Consider the following 15069-nt stretch of genomic DNA (forward strand, 5'->3'; position numbering starts at 1 on the left):
ATAAGTTACTGATCTGTATTGCAAACCAACTACTGATAACAACCATCAGTTTTTGGTTTTGTTTTGTAGGACAAAGCTATTGCTTCAGGAAGAAGTAAACATTGAGGCATGATAAGAAAATCACAAAGGTTTGAAATTTCGCGTAGCCAGATCTTTCCGTACGCGACTCAGACTTTCAGGCGTTATTCCTAGGTAGGAAGCAATGAGCGTCTGTGGAACTCGAAGGGTTAGGCTTGGATATATTTTGATAAAATCAAGATACCTTTCCTCTGCAGTAGCGCTAAGTAACAGTGTGATCCTCTTTTGTAAATGACGGATATGATTATGCAGATTCTTATTGTTAAATTCCAGAAATGAGGGGTTATCCTGTGAAAGCTTTATAATAAATTCTTCTTCTATCAGCATGACTTTACTATCTTCAAGTGCCTGAATATAATAATGGGATGGAAGACCGAAATATACACTTCCTCTGTCCGATACAAACCAATTTTCCGGGGCAAACTGAAGGATATGCTCTTTGCCTTTTTCATCTATGGAATATTGTTTGAGTAGTCCCTGTTCGACAAAATAGGTGTATTTACCAACCTCACCTTCCCGAAGAAGATAATTCCCTTTTTTAACGGCTACAGTGCGGCAATGGGATACCAGTTGTTCGACACTTTCTGTATCTATTTCAATGTTAGAAGTCAGGTAGCTTACAAAGGAAAAATTGTTCATGCGTCAATAGATGTTTATGGTTTAAACTTAGCCATTTTTTTAGATCTTAACGAACCTGATACGAGTTTAGTGAAAAATGTATGCATAAACAGATGTATATATTTATGTATCAATATAGTCTGTTTAAAAACTAAATGTTACAGGGCTAGATAAGTTATACTTAAAATTGATTTTATTTTTTTATATGAATATTTGATTTTTATTTTTTGTTTTAAATCTGTGTTGATGTTGATTTGTTTTTAAGGTGTTTGTTTTCAGTTACTTGTTTTCTGTTGATCTGTTGTTTTAATGAATGGTATACACTAGAAAGATTTAAAAAAATAAAAGTATGTTTACAATCTATTATTATTTAATTTTGAGTACTATAATTTAGCAAATAATGTCTATGATACCTAAGAACTTGTTGATTCAGGTCATCGATCAACTGGATGAATATTGTGCACAATATCCTGAAGATCTTACATATGAAGGATTTGCATCTTTTGTACATGTGAACCGTCTTTCTCAAAATACCGTCACCCGACAGGTGGGCGGGGACTATGTGCCCATTATGGAGCGGGATATGCCGGCTGAAGATATCGGAAAACTATTGGTCATGTTATACAGATATGCCAAAAATTATATAAAAATAGCATTTGCGGGTACGCCCTTGCAGACTCCTGAAGAATTCACCTATCTGATGGTTCTGTTCACTTATGACAAATTACCGCAATCGGAATTGATCCGTAAGAATATTATGGAAAAAGCCTCCGGTAATGAAGTGATCAAGAGATTGATGCGGATGGGAATGATCATGGAGGCCGAACGATCCGGTGACAAGCGATCCAAACCGATTTCGATTTCTCCTATGGGGCGGAAAGTACTTATTGATATGCTGCCTAAAATGAGAATGGTGGGAAATGTCGTGTCCGGAAATCTCAATCAAACAGAACGCCAGTTGCTGATCTATCTTCTGGCCAAACTGGACCATTATCACCATGATCAGTACGGACATAAAGACAAGCAGGAGCTTGAAGATTATCTCCACAAAGAAAAGTAACTATGCTTTTACTCCAAAAAGTTCTTTAAGAGCATATAGTGAAAAAAGGAAAATCGGTAACTTGACGAAAAGTCTTAATTCTTCCAGGAGAGAAGTGTCGTTATTAAGAAAGCGAAAAACCCGGGCGGCATCATTTCGCTGAAACATACTGAATAAAATACGATGGCCTTTTTCAGGCTGATCTTTTAGGATACGTAATAAGATCCGGTCATAAAAATGGAACCTGTCAAACGTTGGAGATGAAGCGTACTGATCTAAGGTTTCATTTTTGAGATGGTTAAGTATCTGCCCGATCTGTTTCTGTATAAAGTAAAAAGTATACCCAGTAGAAGCCTTGCTACATCCTGCTGCAGTACCGAGATATATAATATTTCCCTTACGTCTGGGAAAACGATATGAAGTCATCGGGATTTTGCCTTCTTCCGTTTTCGTTATTTCATAGTGATTACGACCAATGTGCTGATCCAGATATTGTCTTAAATTTCTTTCAAAATACTCAGGGGGTTGTAAGATCGGTGTAAATAAGGTGTATTCTATCAGAGCTTTATTCGTATCGGAAGGTAATGTATAAAAAAAAGCAACATGATTCTTTTGTTCGGCTCTGAAATCCATAATATCTGCTACCTCCTTGTCGAAAGCTGCGAAATCAGTTTTAACAAAATAACCCTGAAATTGTTGCCAGAGTGTATTGGCATTTGAATGCTTCAGCATATCCGGATCAAATCGGCTGTCAAATACAGAATTGGTTATGAATCTGCCGGATTTTGTCATTACAATAAGCTCCTCCCCTGTAGATTGGGTAATGTCGGTTACATCATCCGTGTGCATCGTGATTTGAGGATGGGACTGAATGATATTAAAACAATAGGATCTGAAATCTTCTGAAGATACAGACTTATATGTAAAGGGATTTGTAGGGCTGATAATCTGTTTTTCATCCGTATACAATCTTAGCTTTTGCCAGCGTGTATGGCATAAAAAATCAAAATTACCATGATGTTCCTCCCAGAATGACCATGTTCTGTTGGCGTACTCCTCAAAGCTGCGGTCTATCAGTAATAATCTTTTACCTGTGGAAATGAGGTAATCCTTTAGTGCTGTGACAAGACTAAGGCCGGACAGACCGGCACCTATCACAATATAATCAAAGCTATTTTTGTGGGCTTCGGTTTCTTTCATCATCTGCCTTGATCTTATTTCTATACTTTTTTTCTACCCACAAAAATCCAAATGACTCACCGGGATCAGCATTTAAGTGCTTATGATGCATCTTGTGTCCCCATCTCATCGCTCTTATATAACTGTTTTTGGAATTTCTGAGCCATTTGATACGTTGATGGATAATAATATCATGTACAAGAAAGTAAGCAATCCCGTATAATAGAATTCCTGCAGCTACATAACTCAGCCATGGAGTATCGGTTGAATTTCCGCGTTCAAAAAGGATAATACATGGGACGGCAAAGATGACCGCAAACCAGTCATTCTTTTCTAATGCTCCGGGAGTCGTCTGGTGATGGTCTTTGTGGAGGAACCATAAGAAACCGTGCATTACATAGCGATGTGTCAGCCAGGTAATGACTTCCATTAGACAGAATGTAAAGAGTGTAATAAGAATACCCAGGATCCAGTGCATGATGTTAAGATTTAGTATTTAAGTGATCCATATAATGCTGGAAAATAATTTTGAACCAGATTGTAAACGATTGAGGTTCCTGTTGTATACGGGAAGAAATATCATCCAGAGTCAGGTAGGTGAAGGAAGATACTTCGTCGGGATCAGGAATTATATTACCGCTGTAGGTGCCAACAAAAATATGATCCATTTCATGTTCGATCATATCATTATCCAGATTTGCGAAATATTTGAATTTGTAAATGTAAGATAAGGGGCAGTCGAACCCCATTTCTTCCTGAAGTCTTCGGTGTGCAGCCTCTATCGTTGTTTCGTCCGGACGTGGATGACTGCAGCATGCATTTGTCCACAGCCCCCCGCTATGATATTTTTGATCTGCTCTTTTCTGTAAGAGCATTTTTCCTTCTGTGTCAAAGATTAATACCGAAAAAGCACGATGCAATATTCCCAGACGATGTGCTTCAGATTTGGATGTTGTTCCTGTTTTTTCATCGTTGTCATTGACCGTTATGAGTTCTTGTTCTATAGGTGTTATCATGATTCTATCATATAGCTATGCCAGATTAGTGGCTAATCTGCTTCCCAGACTTATTCTAAGTAAAAGCAATAATTTTTGATAATCAGGTACTCTGATCCTCTTATTTAAAATGTTTTCGGGAGGTAATCGTTTTATTTTTTCGAACAGACACAGGTAGTACCGGTAGGCCAGCAATACCCCATATCTGGATTTGGCAGGTAGTTGCATCAATCCGTCAAAGGCTTGTTCAAAATCTTTTGTGATCTGTTGTTCAATTTTGATTTTGGTATCCTTATCGAATTGGTCCATCTGTATATCATGAAAATATCTTCTTCCCAGATCGTACGTATCTTCCCGAAGATCCCGCATAAAATTTACTTTTTGAAAAGCTGCTCCCAATGCCTGTGCCGAGGGGGTTAGTTTTCTGATAAGTTCCAGATCTCCCTCACAGAAAATATGCAGACACATAAGACCCACCACCTCTGCTGACCCGTAAATATAAGCATTTAGTTCATTCTGATCTTTCCAGACCTTCTTGTCTAAATCTGCATACATACTTTCAAAAAAGGCATGTATATAATGATGATCAATTTGATATGTATTGACTACCCACTGAAAGCTGTGTAGTACAGGGTTTATACTTACTCCGGACTGTATCGCCCCAAATGTATCCCTTTTGAAATCGTCCAGCAGACTCTTTTTATTATACCCGTGAAAGCTGTCCACAATCTCATCCGCCAATCTCACAAATCCATAGATGCTGTAAATTGGTCTGTGCAGATCAGCGTGTAACACAGATATGGCACTGCTAAAGGATGTGCTGTAAAGCTGGGTGACCTTTTTGCTACACAGGCGGGATAGTTCATTGAAGATTTTGAGATTGTCCATGGGTAGATGTTTATTAGATTTTGGGGGATGATGTCTTGCTTAAATATCGGGCAACTTGATCTGCGACTATTTTTCCGGAAAGTAAAGCCGGAGGCACGCCCGGTCCGGGGACAGATAGCTGACCGCAGTATAACATATTGTCCACTTTGCGGTTTTTAAGACTTGGTTTGCCAAATGCAGTCTGGCTAAGTGTATTTGCCAGGCCGTAGGCATTCCCTTTAAAGGCATGATAATCGTCTTTGAAATCTTTAATGCTGTATTTTTTTTGATAACAGATATGCGACATAATATCGGTCTGTAGTCTTGTTTCCATTCTCCTGATTACATTTTCAAAGTAAAAGGATGCAATTTCTTCAATACCTTCCTCTAATCCTGATGCCAGAGGAATTAATACAAAAAGGTTCTCATGTCCCTCAGGTGCTACAGAAGGATCCGTAACAGAAGGAGCACAGACATAAAACATAGGCTCTTTTGGCCACTCTTCCTTATCATACAAAGAGCTTGCATGAGCATTAAAATCACTGTCAAAAAATAAGGTATGGTGGGTGAGCGCCAGTTTTTTGTTGATTCCCAGGTAAAAGATAAGACACGTAGGAGCCATCTGACGCTTACTCCAGTAGGTTTCATTATAATTGCGGAGATGTGCCGGTAGCAACTGTTCCATGTAGTGGTAGTCGCCACTGGCGATGACAAAGTCAGAATGAATAATTCTATTATTAACTTTTAATCCTTTTACATGTCTTTCTTCTACAAGCAACTCGTTGATATCATGATCAAAATAAAAGGATACGCCCAGTTCTTTTGCTAATTTATATTGCGCCTCTATAATGTTATACATACCGCCTTTAGGGTACCATGTACCGAGAGAAGCATCTGCATAATTCATCAAACTGTACATGGCCGGGATTTTATCCGGCATTGCTCCCAGAAAAAGTACCGGAAATTTCATGAGCTTCTGTAAATACGGATTTTTGAAATACTTATTGACATGAGTATCCATATTAGACAGCAGATCCAGACGCATCAATGCTTTGAAAATATCCGGTTGGACGTACTCCATGACACTTAAAGAAGGAAATGTAGCGTATTTCTTCAAGCCTATCTCATATTTGACAGCTGCATTATGCATAAACTGTCTTAGCTTTTGTTTACTGCCAGGCTCTATAGATTCGAATAGATTTTCCAATTCGGTCATATCTGCAGGTACAGGTAGCTCCATTTCATCAAAAATGATTGTATAGGACGGATCTAAGCGCTGTAATTCATAGTAATCTGAAACTTCGTGACCAAAATCCTGAAAGAACGAAGCAATAATATCCGGCATCCAATACCAGCTAGGGCCCATATCGAACACAAACCCTTCTTCCCGAAATTGACGGGCACGACCTCCTGCTGTGCTGTTCTTCTCAAAAACGGAGACCTTGTGACCTTGCTTTGCCAGATAGCAGGCTGCAGCCAGACCCGATATTCCTGATCCTATTATTGAAACATTCATATAGTTTGATAAAATTCAAATGTTATCAAATATAGTATTTTTTAATTCTATTTTTGTTGATATTTTAATTAAAAAAGTTTTAAAACAAACATATTGTAGTAAATTTAGTCTGTTATAATATATTTGGTTTTTAGATAATGGAATGTTTACAACAAGTTAGATGCTTTTTAATCAGGGGTCGTTGTACATAGAAGAATGCTGACAGAGTATAACAATGAGATACAAACAGCATAAGATGTGTTTTTAAGTATGGAATCTGGGTTGATTCGGAGAAAATGGATTGGGGTGAAATCCGGATGATATAAATTATCGTAAATAAGGAAAAGCAGAAGAAATTAAACTATGTGCTGCATCGCCTTTTTATAGCTTATAACTTATAATGAAACCTTTATTTAATATAGTTTATAGTTAGTGTAGTGGAGTGGTAAACGTAAGTTTACCACCCATTCTTATTGAACGGAATAGTTCCATTCTTCTTTTAGCATAGAAAACACCACCAGATCCAGGAATATACCATTTACAAGTTCGGATTGCCGTAAAATACCTTCCCTTTGAAAACCCAGTCTCTGAGGTATAGCCTGACTTTTGGTGTTTTCTACTGCTGCTTTTATTTCTATGCGGTTTAATCCAAGTTCGTTAAATGCAAGATCAATAATCTGCCTGCAGGATCTGCTGATTATCCCTTCTCCTTCCATATCTCTGTTCAGCCAATATCCGATAGCAGCACTTTTGTTCTGTTGATTTATATGATGTAGTCCTATTCTGCCTACGATCGTCTGGTCGGAGAGAATGACAAAACTTATCTCCTGTTGCTGATCATACAGATCCATACAATATTGTATATACTGATCAAAGTCTGTCACTTCCTGCATATTGCCTACCCATGGTAAAAATCTGGAGAGATGATCCCGGTTCTGATCCACAGCTTTAAGGAGTCCCTCTGCATGTTCGGGAGATGTCTGTTGCAGTTTGATATGTTCATCTATTTTAATTTCCATTTTTGGCTAATTGCTTTCTGTATGTATATCTTATATTTTTATGGAATTTATATAATTTAATTCGGTGTATTAGAAAAATATATTACTTTTCGATCAGGAATTATTATCTGCAGCAGGATCTTATTTTGATGTTATTCACAGAAAGAAATGAAGAAAAGAAATTTTTGGATCTGTAGTGTTATTTTGCTTCTTTTAACGTCTTGTGCTTCGAGTCGTTCAAAGACTATAAACAGCAATATTCTGACATTGAGAGACAGCTACTGTAAGTCCCCTTTTATTTATGATTATAAGAATGTAGTGCCGTCCTATAACTCGGATTCTATTCTGAATGCCAATATTTCCCTGCGTAAATCATTCTCTGATCAGAGTATTTTAATACTGAATGCCTTAGGGAATGTAGATGAAGTGGAAGCCATTATGAAACTGAAAAGTGATTCGACAATGGCATCTCAGTTGAAAATTCTTCAGCTTAAAAATGTAATTAACAATAAGATTAGTATTTCATTGACAGAACTCGATGCTGTTGCTGCTGAATATGACTGTGAAGGAGAACGTGTGGCGCAGATGGGAAATTTTGTAGATAATATAAATGCCAGTAAATCCAATAAACTAATTTTATACTCCATCGTAGCAGGAGCTGCAACCTCTATTGCCGGTGGAATAGTCAAAAATGATATGTGGAGTGATATTATCGGTATTGGCGGTGGCGTGTTGGGAGCGGGGTTTGGATTGGCAACCTTCAATCCTAAGGGTAGAAAAGTGGAATTTATACATGGAAGAAATCTGCTGCGTGATGTATGGCATGAAAAGTTGGAATCCCCTAATTTTCCTCCTTTTATCTGGTATATGTTTACGGAAAAGAAATTCTCCAACAGAGGTGAAAAATCATTGATTCAGAATATGAAGGAGCGTTGGTTGAAATATCAGTTTGCCGGCGATACAGAATCTGCAGATAAATCAGTTATCTTTAGTGACGGAGGTCAATACCTTGCGGAAGACTTACATAACAGAGCGACTATGCTTAATCAAATGCAATCAGCTACACGTACAATTAATCAGAATATTAGTTATCTATTGCTGGAACTGGACAAACTGATTATTTAGAATAGTTGTATATGATAAGAAAATTTGTTTTCTTGTCATATGAAAAGCAAATCAGACAGGAATGACATTATATTTGGTTACTGTCAACAATAGAAATTAATCTAACATAGAAATAACACATATGTCCTTTCAAACGTATTTAGAAAATATCGAGGCCAAAACGGGGAAGAGTCCGGAAGATCTGCAAGCCTTAGCTACAGAAAAGGGTTTCCTAGAAAATGGAAAACTAAAACCTGATGTTAAAGCTGCACAGATAATAGAATGGCTCAAAGCAGACTTTGATCTTGGACACGGACATGCGATGTCTATATATGCTTATTTTAAAGGAAAGAGATCTTAATCTAACTTTGGTTAGGGAGGTACAGGTTTTCCCAAAAAACCTGCTTATTAAGGAGATATTATACTCCTATGAAAAACAGAAAAACCGGCAGTAGCATCATAAATCGGATGGAGCTGTCGGTTTTTATTTTAATAGAGTTTGTTGTTCAAAGTTGAAATAAAAGCTTGGAATAGTGAAATTCAATCATTGTTTTGTTGAAATTTAATTTTAACGCATTTTGATTAAACTTTTCGGTAATTAACAACTTTTTTATTTGTAATTATTTTATATCAAAGCTGATAATGGTTTAGAAAATAAAAAAATATTATTCCATTTTAATTTATTCAGTATATTTGCTTTTCAACTATTATTAATTTATTTTATGTCAAATATTTGTCGGTTTTTAAAGTGCTTTTTAATTCTGTTTGTCTTAATTCTGGCTTTTTCATCTTGTCAGAAGAATGAGGAAAAACTAAACAAGGAAGATATTCAGCTTGAATATCGATTGGATCTTCTGGACAAACAGACTGTAAAAATTAATGATAACATTAAAATAGTCCAGCAACAAAATAAAATTAGTCTTGAAGAGTCTAAAATTCTATTAGATATTAATACAGGTGTTAACAAACTTATTTCTGGTATAAGGAATAACTATTCGAATATGTATAATTATAAGATACAGTTGACAGATGAATTAAAGATGATAGATCAAAATATTGGAAATGCTATTTCCGTCCTATCTTCACCTGATATAGTTAATACATTGAAGCAGTTTACTGAAAATCTGAAAGAAGATAAATTGCTAAATAACATTATGGCAAAGGATGTAGAGTACTTAACACAGTTTGTCACCAATTTTGGCTCAGATATAGAATTTATCAAAAGAGGAGAACTGAATCCTACATTGGATAGACCTATCGAAGTCATTGCATCAAAAGGAGATTTTGGAAAGCAAATAACAGTTACTTGGGTGAATATGCCACAAGCTACAAATTATCAATTATATAGGTTTAGTGCTGTTAAAAATGATTATGAATTAATTTATGAAGGTAATTCAAATGAATTTGTAGATAAATCGACTGTAGTTCCTTATACAAAAGTTTATTATAAAGTCAGGATATACAATAACCCAAAAAGTTACAGTCCTTTTAGTGATGTAGTGTATGGATATCTTTCAGGTAAAAATTACAGTCAGTATCTTTTCTTTGGTTATGAAGGAAATACTCCTGGGCTATTGGGACTAATTTTACACCTGTCTACTGATCAGGAAAACAATATCTATTTATCAGATGATTATAATAAATGGGTCCAAAAATTTGATAGTAAAGGTGTTTTTAGAGAGATATATCATAATGGAAATTCTCCAAGAGGATCTACATTTCTTAAAAATGGAAATGCTGTAATAACCACTACACAGACAAATACTTATGTCAAGATTTTTGATAAAAATAAAAATATCGTAAAACAGTGGGGATCTTATGGTACTTCTGATACACAATTTCAAAATATTGAACAGATTACCGTAGATGATGAAGATAATATCTATTTAATTGATGGGACGGGCAATAGTGTGAAAAAGTACGATTCTAACGGTAACTTTCTGCTTAAATTCACCGCTACCATACGGACAGCTCAACAGACTGATGGACCATATCCTATGGGGATTACATTTATGAATGGAAAAATATTTGTAAGCTCTGCAAGAAATGGTTTGATACGCACATATGACAAAAATGGTAATTTTGTATCAATGTGGGATACAGGATCAAAATATGGAAATGATTTAAGTTCTTTTGATGGTAAATTATATATTGCTTGTGACGGATATATTATGAAAACAGATGAGAAAGGTGAAGTAAGGGAAAAAATTGGTGAGACAGAATTAAAAGGTAGAATCTTATCGGGATTATCTGTTAATAAAAATGGAGAAGTCGTAGTGAGTGATCCCTACAGCCGAAAGATCTTTGTATTTAAACAAATATAATATATTTACTATTCTTTCTGTATAATACTTTTATACAGAAAGAATAATTATAATGATTAATTATTATTGACTCTTTGCATGTAATAATTTTTATCATCGCAATTATCACTTTTCAGAATATTATATAAACTGTAATTTTGCTTCCATATTTTAAATGTGATTCCAGCATGTACAGTTTTAAAAATGATTACTCAGAAGGTGCCCATCCCCATATTATTGATCAGCTTGTCCGGACCAATCTTATCCAGCAGAACGGCTACGGTGGAGATGAATATTGTATCGAAGCTAAAGAAATTTTAAGACGTGAACTGGAGAATCCGGGTGCTGCTGTTTATTTTGTATCCGGCGGCACACAGGCAAACCTTATTTCTATAGCATCCTTATTACGTACTCATGAGGCCGTCATCAGTGCGACTACAGGACATATCTTTGCTAATGAAACAGGAGCAATAGAATCTACAGGACATAAGGTGATTGCTGTAGACAAATCGGATGGAAAGCTAGAGCCTGCGGATATAGAGCGTGTGCTATCCGCACATTCGCTTGCTCCGCATATGGTCAAACCCCGACTGGTTTATATCTCCAATTCAACAGAAATAGGAACACACTATACGAAAACAGAATTGCAGCAACTATCGGTATGCTGCCGCAAAAATAGTTTACTTCTGTATATGGACGGAGCCCGGCTGGGGCATGCACTTACTGCAGCTGAAAATGATCTGACACTGGCGGATATTTCCCGGCTTACAGATATATTTTACATCGGTGCCACTAAAAACGGCGGGCTGCTCGGAGAAGCGATAGTGCTGCCGGATCCTACTCTTCATCCGGATTTTGACTTTGTGATCAAGCAAAAGGGAGGGCTACTTTCCAAAGGCAGGTTGTTGGGAATTCAATTTATGGAACTGTTCAGGGACGGGCTATACTTTAGGCTGGCACAGCATGCTAATGCTATGGCAATGAAAATAGCTCATGCGGTGAAAGAATGTAAATATGATATGCTTACGGTATCGTTCACCAATCAGATTTTCCCTATTTTTCCTTTACATGTAATCGAAGAGCTGAGTACGAAGTATGATTTTTATGTATGGAAGCAGATCGATGGATCGCACTCGGCTGTCCGACTGATTACCTCGTGGGCTACAGAGGAATATTATGTAGACGAATTTATCAAAGACCTGAAGCGTATATCATCATAATACCAGGCGAATGATATAATATGGATATTCTTGATCTGTCCGGTAATTGTTTTCGGATAGCAATACAACTTGTAATTTCTTTTTTTTGTTAGCGCAAATGATACCAGAAATGGAGTTGATTTTCATAATCAAAAATCTCTTTTGCTTCAAAGCCTAGTTTTTCCAGCACTTTTTTTGAATCCAGATTATTAATGTCTGATATGGCATGGATAGAGTAGTTTGTCAGGTGCGTTTTGGCATATTGCAAACAGGCTTTACCGCTTTCTGTGGCATATCCCTGGCCCCAGGCTTCCTGAACAAAACGGTAACCGATATCCAGATAGTCAATATGATTATTCGTCATTACTTTGATCAGTTTAAAACCAGACCATCCGATAAATTCATTTGATTCTTTTTGGATCACAGCCCATCTTCCGATTCCATGTTCCTGATATTGCTTTCGTATGAAGGCAATAACTTCAGACGCCTGTTTTTCGGTCGTCAGTGGCTTGCCTCCGAGGTATCTGTGAACTTCAGGATTAGAATCTAATCTGAAAATACCTCTGCAATCAGAATCCTCCAGTTCTCTGATTATTAATCTTTCCGTTTCAATTATTACTTTTCCCATGTTAGATATGTCCTAAATTAAAAAAAGTCTCGCTTTACTGCAATACACTGATTTCGAAAAATGAAAGATTAATGTAAATTTTGTTAAATATAGGGTTAATAGTCTGTAAATATGAGCAGAAACGTTGTTAACAAGTCTTGTGCTGAAGAAATATGTTGCATTTAGCTGACAATTTTCCATGTTTTCTATTGTCAGAAGATAATATATTCCGGGAGTGACTGAGAAAGAATCTGATTTGATGAAAACAGGTGGTATTAAAGATAGTTATGCCTTATAATCGCCGTTGTTCCATAGCTTCTCTGTTATTTCCTTGATCCCATACTCAAAGTAGTTTCCGTTTTTATCCTTGTTGCGCTGAAAAAGTTTGGGATCATAGGACTTGAAATTTAATTTTAAGAATTTATCGAAGTATCCGTTGCCAAAGGTAAGATGTAAGTGGAACGTAGACCGGAATGAATTTGTACTGTCCTCATACTCTTCATAGGTCTTTAACCGGCGTACTATTTCGGAAAGTTCCTCTATAGTAATATTATCTGTTTTTTCAGGATCCGGAAGGCTGATGTCAAAAGCCAATGCTTCGGCTCCGCTTTCTTCCCACCATTCCCAGAGGTTAAATGAAGACATTTCTTTGCCGGTAAGAAGGTGTAAGTGCTGTTCAAGCCTTTTGTATTCAACCAGTTCTTCATCTCCATGCTCATCGCAATAGTTTGTGTAGTCTAGTATGAGTTTTAGTACTTCCGGATAAAGTTTTTCTGCGATATTCAGACGAGGCTCTATTTCTTTTCTCAATTCCATAAATTCAGGATTTAATCTTTAATGATATTGCCAGATAAGAATTCTTTTACTATGGGAATATCCGCTTCTGCCCAGTCATAGTTCATTAATTGTTGTCTGGAGACCCATATAGCCTGTGCATGTTCCTGAGGAGTGAGTTCTCCGGCTATTACTGTGCACACAAAAGGAAATAATTGGAGGGAAAAATCAGTATAATGGTGTTCCACCATTTGCAAAGGTTCATTTACCTCAATATGGAGATGCAGTTCTTCTTTTATTTCCCTTATGAGGCAGTCTTTTTTACTTTCTCCGGCTTCTATTTTTCCTCCGGGAAATTCCCATTTTAAAGGTAGCTTCATCTTCTCTGACCGTTGACAGATCAGAATTTTCTCCTGATTGATAATGAGTGCACATGTAACATATAACATATGAAGTGAAGATACACAAATCTGAATGCAAGATCAATAAGAAAAGTATGGAATGTAAGAGTCAGAAAGGAGGGAAGGGGCATTGTCTGAAAATTAACAGACCATGTACAACGCACTTAACATGGTCTGTTAATTCTGTTTATTTTTTAGCGTGATCGCGTTCAAATTTACCTGAAGCCTCATTCACACCATTCGCCATTACTTCGAGCGCATTGTTGATGTTATTTAGTAACTGCTGCTCTGTAGCCGGATCCTCTTTTTTGTTTTTGCGCAGATCAATTAGTTTAGGATAATCTTCAGCAACAATTTTTTTGTATCCTTTTAGCCCTGTAAGGATTGCGGTCTGAAGGTTTGCGTCTCCGTTGAAGTCTCCAATTTCCTCTACTTTTTTGATGTCTTTATCCAGAGCTGTGCTCCATTCCTGTTGTACTTTTCCTGCTTTGTCAAAGTCCCCGGCCTGCATTGCACTGTTCATTTCTGTGATATTCTTTTCCCCGCCATTGATAACAGTCATGAGTTCATTGTTATACTCTACAGGATCTTTTTTTGCACCACAGCTCATAATCAGCAGAACCGGTAACATCAGCAAACTTTTTGAAATAATGTTTTTCATGTTTTTTAAATTAGTTTATAAATATGATAGCCTCATTCATTCAGGCACTTTACAAAAGTAGAGCTAAATGAAAAGGGATAGTATCCCCAAAATCAGTGATTTTGATTATGGAGATATTATTTTCTGATCAATCCGTATTCTAAAGCTAATCCGATAACTGAAGCGATGTTTTTTACCTTAAATTTTTCGATCAGATTTTTCCGATGACTTTCTACAGTATGTGAACTGATAAAGAGTACATCTGCAATTTCTGTTGAGGTAAGACCTTTGGCTGCTTCCTGTAGTATTTCTTTTTCCCGACGTGTTATTTTAGGGACATTGCGCAGACCCTCTGCTGTCTTCTTATCCATGATCAGCTTTGATTGCGCACATAGAAAACGCTCTCCGGCATATACTGTCTGAATGCCTGTAATGATTTCGGCTCCGGAAGCATTTTTCTGAATATAACCTGATGCACCTTCGCTCAGCATGCTGTTGATAACTGCAAATTCGTTATGTACACTCAGAGCTATAATCTTCATATCCGGGTGTGCCGATTTGAGCCTGGCTACTAATTCTATACTGTTGATATCGGGAAGATTGATATCCAGAAGCAGAATATCCGGTTGTTTTTCTTTCAGTCCGGCTACCAGAGATGCGCCGTCGGTGAAGCAGGCTGCAAGATTCAGATCTTCTTCTGTAGCCAGTACATTTTTTAAACCTTCCAATACCATCGGATGGTCATCTGTGATCATAATTTCTATCATGCGTA

17 protein-coding genes are annotated in these 15069 nt (G+C 36.8%); 5 read left to right on the plus strand and 12 right to left on the minus strand.

Annotation, left to right across the window (positions count from 1 at the left end; all coding sequences use genetic code 11):
• Positions 1 to 120: 120 nt before the first annotated feature.
• Entirely contained in the window at positions 121 to 717 is a 597-nt protein-coding gene (locus tag I6J03_RS14605; RefSeq protein WP_003005070.1) for a Crp/Fnr family transcriptional regulator, read from the minus strand.
• A 385-nt stretch (positions 718 to 1102) separates the two neighbouring features.
• Between I6J03_RS14605 and I6J03_RS14610 the strand changes: the two genes are divergently transcribed.
• Complete coding sequence (locus I6J03_RS14610; RefSeq protein WP_003005069.1) at positions 1103 to 1756, plus strand: MarR family winged helix-turn-helix transcriptional regulator; 654 nt, start codon at positions 1103 to 1105, stop codon at positions 1754 to 1756.
• Here the strand turns inward: I6J03_RS14610 and I6J03_RS14615 are convergent, their stop codons facing one another.
• The 6 genes from I6J03_RS14615 to I6J03_RS14640 form a co-directional block, all read right to left on the minus strand.
• Positions 1757 to 2938, minus strand: coding sequence for a lycopene cyclase family protein (locus I6J03_RS14615; protein ID WP_003005068.1), 1182 nt, complete (start codon positions 2936 to 2938; stop codon positions 1757 to 1759). It abuts the gene before it with no gap.
• Positions 2907 to 3392, minus strand: a complete 486-nt coding sequence (locus I6J03_RS14620; RefSeq protein WP_003005067.1) for a sterol desaturase family protein — start codon at positions 3390 to 3392, stop codon at positions 2907 to 2909. Before I6J03_RS14620 ends, I6J03_RS14615 begins: the two co-directional genes overlap by 32 nt.
• Positions 3393 to 3396: 4 nt before the next feature.
• Positions 3397 to 3930 carry an isopentenyl-diphosphate Delta-isomerase gene (gene idi, locus I6J03_RS14625; RefSeq protein ID WP_003005064.1) on the minus strand — a complete coding sequence of 178 codons (534 nt, stop codon included), beginning with the start codon at positions 3928 to 3930 and terminating at the stop codon, positions 3397 to 3399.
• Between the two features lie 15 nt (positions 3931 to 3945).
• Complete coding sequence (locus I6J03_RS14630; protein ID WP_003005059.1) at positions 3946 to 4797, minus strand: phytoene/squalene synthase family protein; 852 nt, start codon at positions 4795 to 4797, stop codon at positions 3946 to 3948.
• Between the two features lie 13 nt (positions 4798 to 4810).
• Positions 4811 to 6292, minus strand: coding sequence for a phytoene desaturase family protein (locus I6J03_RS14635; RefSeq protein WP_003005057.1), 1482 nt, complete (start codon positions 6290 to 6292; stop codon positions 4811 to 4813).
• 449 nt (positions 6293 to 6741) lie between these two features.
• The gene (locus tag I6J03_RS14640) at positions 6742 to 7290 is read right to left on the minus strand and encodes a GNAT family N-acetyltransferase (protein ID WP_003005056.1); all 549 of its coding nucleotides are present in this window, start codon (positions 7288 to 7290) and stop codon (positions 6742 to 6744) included.
• Between the two features lie 147 nt (positions 7291 to 7437).
• Between I6J03_RS14640 and I6J03_RS14645 the strand changes: the two genes are divergently transcribed.
• The 4 genes from I6J03_RS14645 to I6J03_RS14660 all read left to right on the plus strand — a co-directional run bounded on the left by I6J03_RS14645 (position 7438) and on the right by I6J03_RS14660 (position 11896).
• Positions 7438 to 8394, plus strand: coding sequence for a hypothetical protein (locus tag I6J03_RS14645; RefSeq protein ID WP_232279648.1), 957 nt, complete (start codon positions 7438 to 7440; stop codon positions 8392 to 8394).
• A 121-nt stretch (positions 8395 to 8515) separates the two neighbouring features.
• Entirely contained in the window at positions 8516 to 8734 is a 219-nt protein-coding gene (locus tag I6J03_RS14650) for a DUF4287 domain-containing protein (protein WP_003005053.1), read from the plus strand.
• 361 nt (positions 8735 to 9095) lie between these two features.
• A complete protein-coding gene (locus I6J03_RS14655) occupies positions 9096 to 10697 on the plus strand; it encodes an NHL repeat-containing protein (RefSeq protein ID WP_003005051.1) in 1602 nt (533 codons plus the stop codon).
• A gap of 167 nt (positions 10698 to 10864) precedes the next feature.
• Positions 10865 to 11896 (plus strand): threonine aldolase family protein, encoded by a 1032-nt coding sequence (locus I6J03_RS14660; protein ID WP_003005048.1) that lies wholly within the window; start codon positions 10865 to 10867, stop codon positions 11894 to 11896.
• 88 nt (positions 11897 to 11984) lie between these two features.
• Here I6J03_RS14660 and I6J03_RS14665 read toward each other — a convergent pair whose 3' ends face one another.
• The 5 genes from I6J03_RS14665 to I6J03_RS14685 all read right to left on the minus strand — a co-directional run bounded on the left by I6J03_RS14665 (position 11985) and on the right by I6J03_RS14685 (position 15064).
• Positions 11985 to 12503 carry a GNAT family N-acetyltransferase gene (locus tag I6J03_RS14665; protein ID WP_003005047.1) on the minus strand — a complete coding sequence of 173 codons (519 nt, stop codon included), beginning with the start codon at positions 12501 to 12503 and terminating at the stop codon, positions 11985 to 11987.
• Between the two features lie 264 nt (positions 12504 to 12767).
• Positions 12768 to 13298, minus strand: a complete 531-nt coding sequence (locus I6J03_RS14670; RefSeq protein WP_003005045.1) for a hypothetical protein — start codon at positions 13296 to 13298, stop codon at positions 12768 to 12770.
• Between the two features lie 11 nt (positions 13299 to 13309).
• Positions 13310 to 13636, minus strand: coding sequence for a (deoxy)nucleoside triphosphate pyrophosphohydrolase (locus I6J03_RS14675; protein WP_236586191.1), 327 nt, complete (start codon positions 13634 to 13636; stop codon positions 13310 to 13312).
• A gap of 208 nt (positions 13637 to 13844) precedes the next feature.
• A complete protein-coding gene (locus I6J03_RS14680; protein ID WP_003005041.1) occupies positions 13845 to 14318 on the minus strand; it encodes an LIC11966 family surface protein in 474 nt (157 codons plus the stop codon).
• A gap of 116 nt (positions 14319 to 14434) precedes the next feature.
• Complete coding sequence (locus tag I6J03_RS14685) at positions 14435 to 15064, minus strand: response regulator transcription factor (RefSeq protein ID WP_003005039.1); 630 nt, start codon at positions 15062 to 15064, stop codon at positions 14435 to 14437.
• Positions 15065 to 15069: the final 5 nt, after the last annotated feature.

The organism is Sphingobacterium spiritivorum, from assembly GCF_016724845.1.
In the GTDB taxonomy this organism is placed as follows: Bacteria; Bacteroidota; Bacteroidia; order Sphingobacteriales; family Sphingobacteriaceae; genus Sphingobacterium; species Sphingobacterium spiritivorum_A.

Coding starts and splice junctions, on each gene's coding strand:
- I6J03_RS14610 (WP_003005069.1), top strand. CDS start 1,103: ATGATACCTAAGAACTTGTTGATTCAGGTCATCGATCAACTGGATGAA.
- I6J03_RS14615 (WP_003005068.1), bottom strand. CDS start 2,938: ATGATGAAAGAAACCGAAGCCCACAAAAATAGCTTTGATTATATTGTG.
- I6J03_RS14660 (WP_003005048.1), top strand. CDS start 10,865: ATGTACAGTTTTAAAAATGATTACTCAGAAGGTGCCCATCCCCATATT.
- I6J03_RS14655 (WP_003005051.1), top strand. CDS start 9,096: ATGTCAAATATTTGTCGGTTTTTAAAGTGCTTTTTAATTCTGTTTGTC.
- I6J03_RS14620 (WP_003005067.1), bottom strand. CDS start 3,392: ATGCACTGGATCCTGGGTATTCTTATTACACTCTTTACATTCTGTCTA.
- I6J03_RS14635 (WP_003005057.1), bottom strand. CDS start 6,292: ATGAATGTTTCAATAATAGGATCAGGAATATCGGGTCTGGCTGCAGCC.
- I6J03_RS14650 (WP_003005053.1), top strand. CDS start 8,516: ATGTCCTTTCAAACGTATTTAGAAAATATCGAGGCCAAAACGGGGAAG.
- I6J03_RS14630 (WP_003005059.1), bottom strand. CDS start 4,797: ATGGACAATCTCAAAATCTTCAATGAACTATCCCGCCTGTGTAGCAAA.
- I6J03_RS14670 (WP_003005045.1), bottom strand. CDS start 13,298: ATGGAATTGAGAAAAGAAATAGAGCCTCGTCTGAATATCGCAGAAAAA.
- idi (WP_003005064.1), bottom strand. CDS start 3,930: ATGATAACACCTATAGAACAAGAACTCATAACGGTCAATGACAACGAT.
- I6J03_RS14645 (WP_232279648.1), top strand. CDS start 7,438: ATGAAGAAAAGAAATTTTTGGATCTGTAGTGTTATTTTGCTTCTTTTA.
- I6J03_RS14680 (WP_003005041.1), bottom strand. CDS start 14,318: ATGAAAAACATTATTTCAAAAAGTTTGCTGATGTTACCGGTTCTGCTG.
- I6J03_RS14685 (WP_003005039.1), bottom strand. CDS start 15,064: ATGATAGAAATTATGATCACAGATGACCATCCGATGGTATTGGAAGGT.
- I6J03_RS14640 (WP_003005056.1), bottom strand. CDS start 7,290: ATGGAAATTAAAATAGATGAACATATCAAACTGCAACAGACATCTCCC.
- I6J03_RS14665 (WP_003005047.1), bottom strand. CDS start 12,503: ATGGGAAAAGTAATAATTGAAACGGAAAGATTAATAATCAGAGAACTG.
- I6J03_RS14675 (WP_236586191.1), bottom strand. CDS start 13,636: ATGAAGCTACCTTTAAAATGGGAATTTCCCGGAGGAAAAATAGAAGCC.
- I6J03_RS14605 (WP_003005070.1), bottom strand. CDS start 717: ATGAACAATTTTTCCTTTGTAAGCTACCTGACTTCTAACATTGAAATA.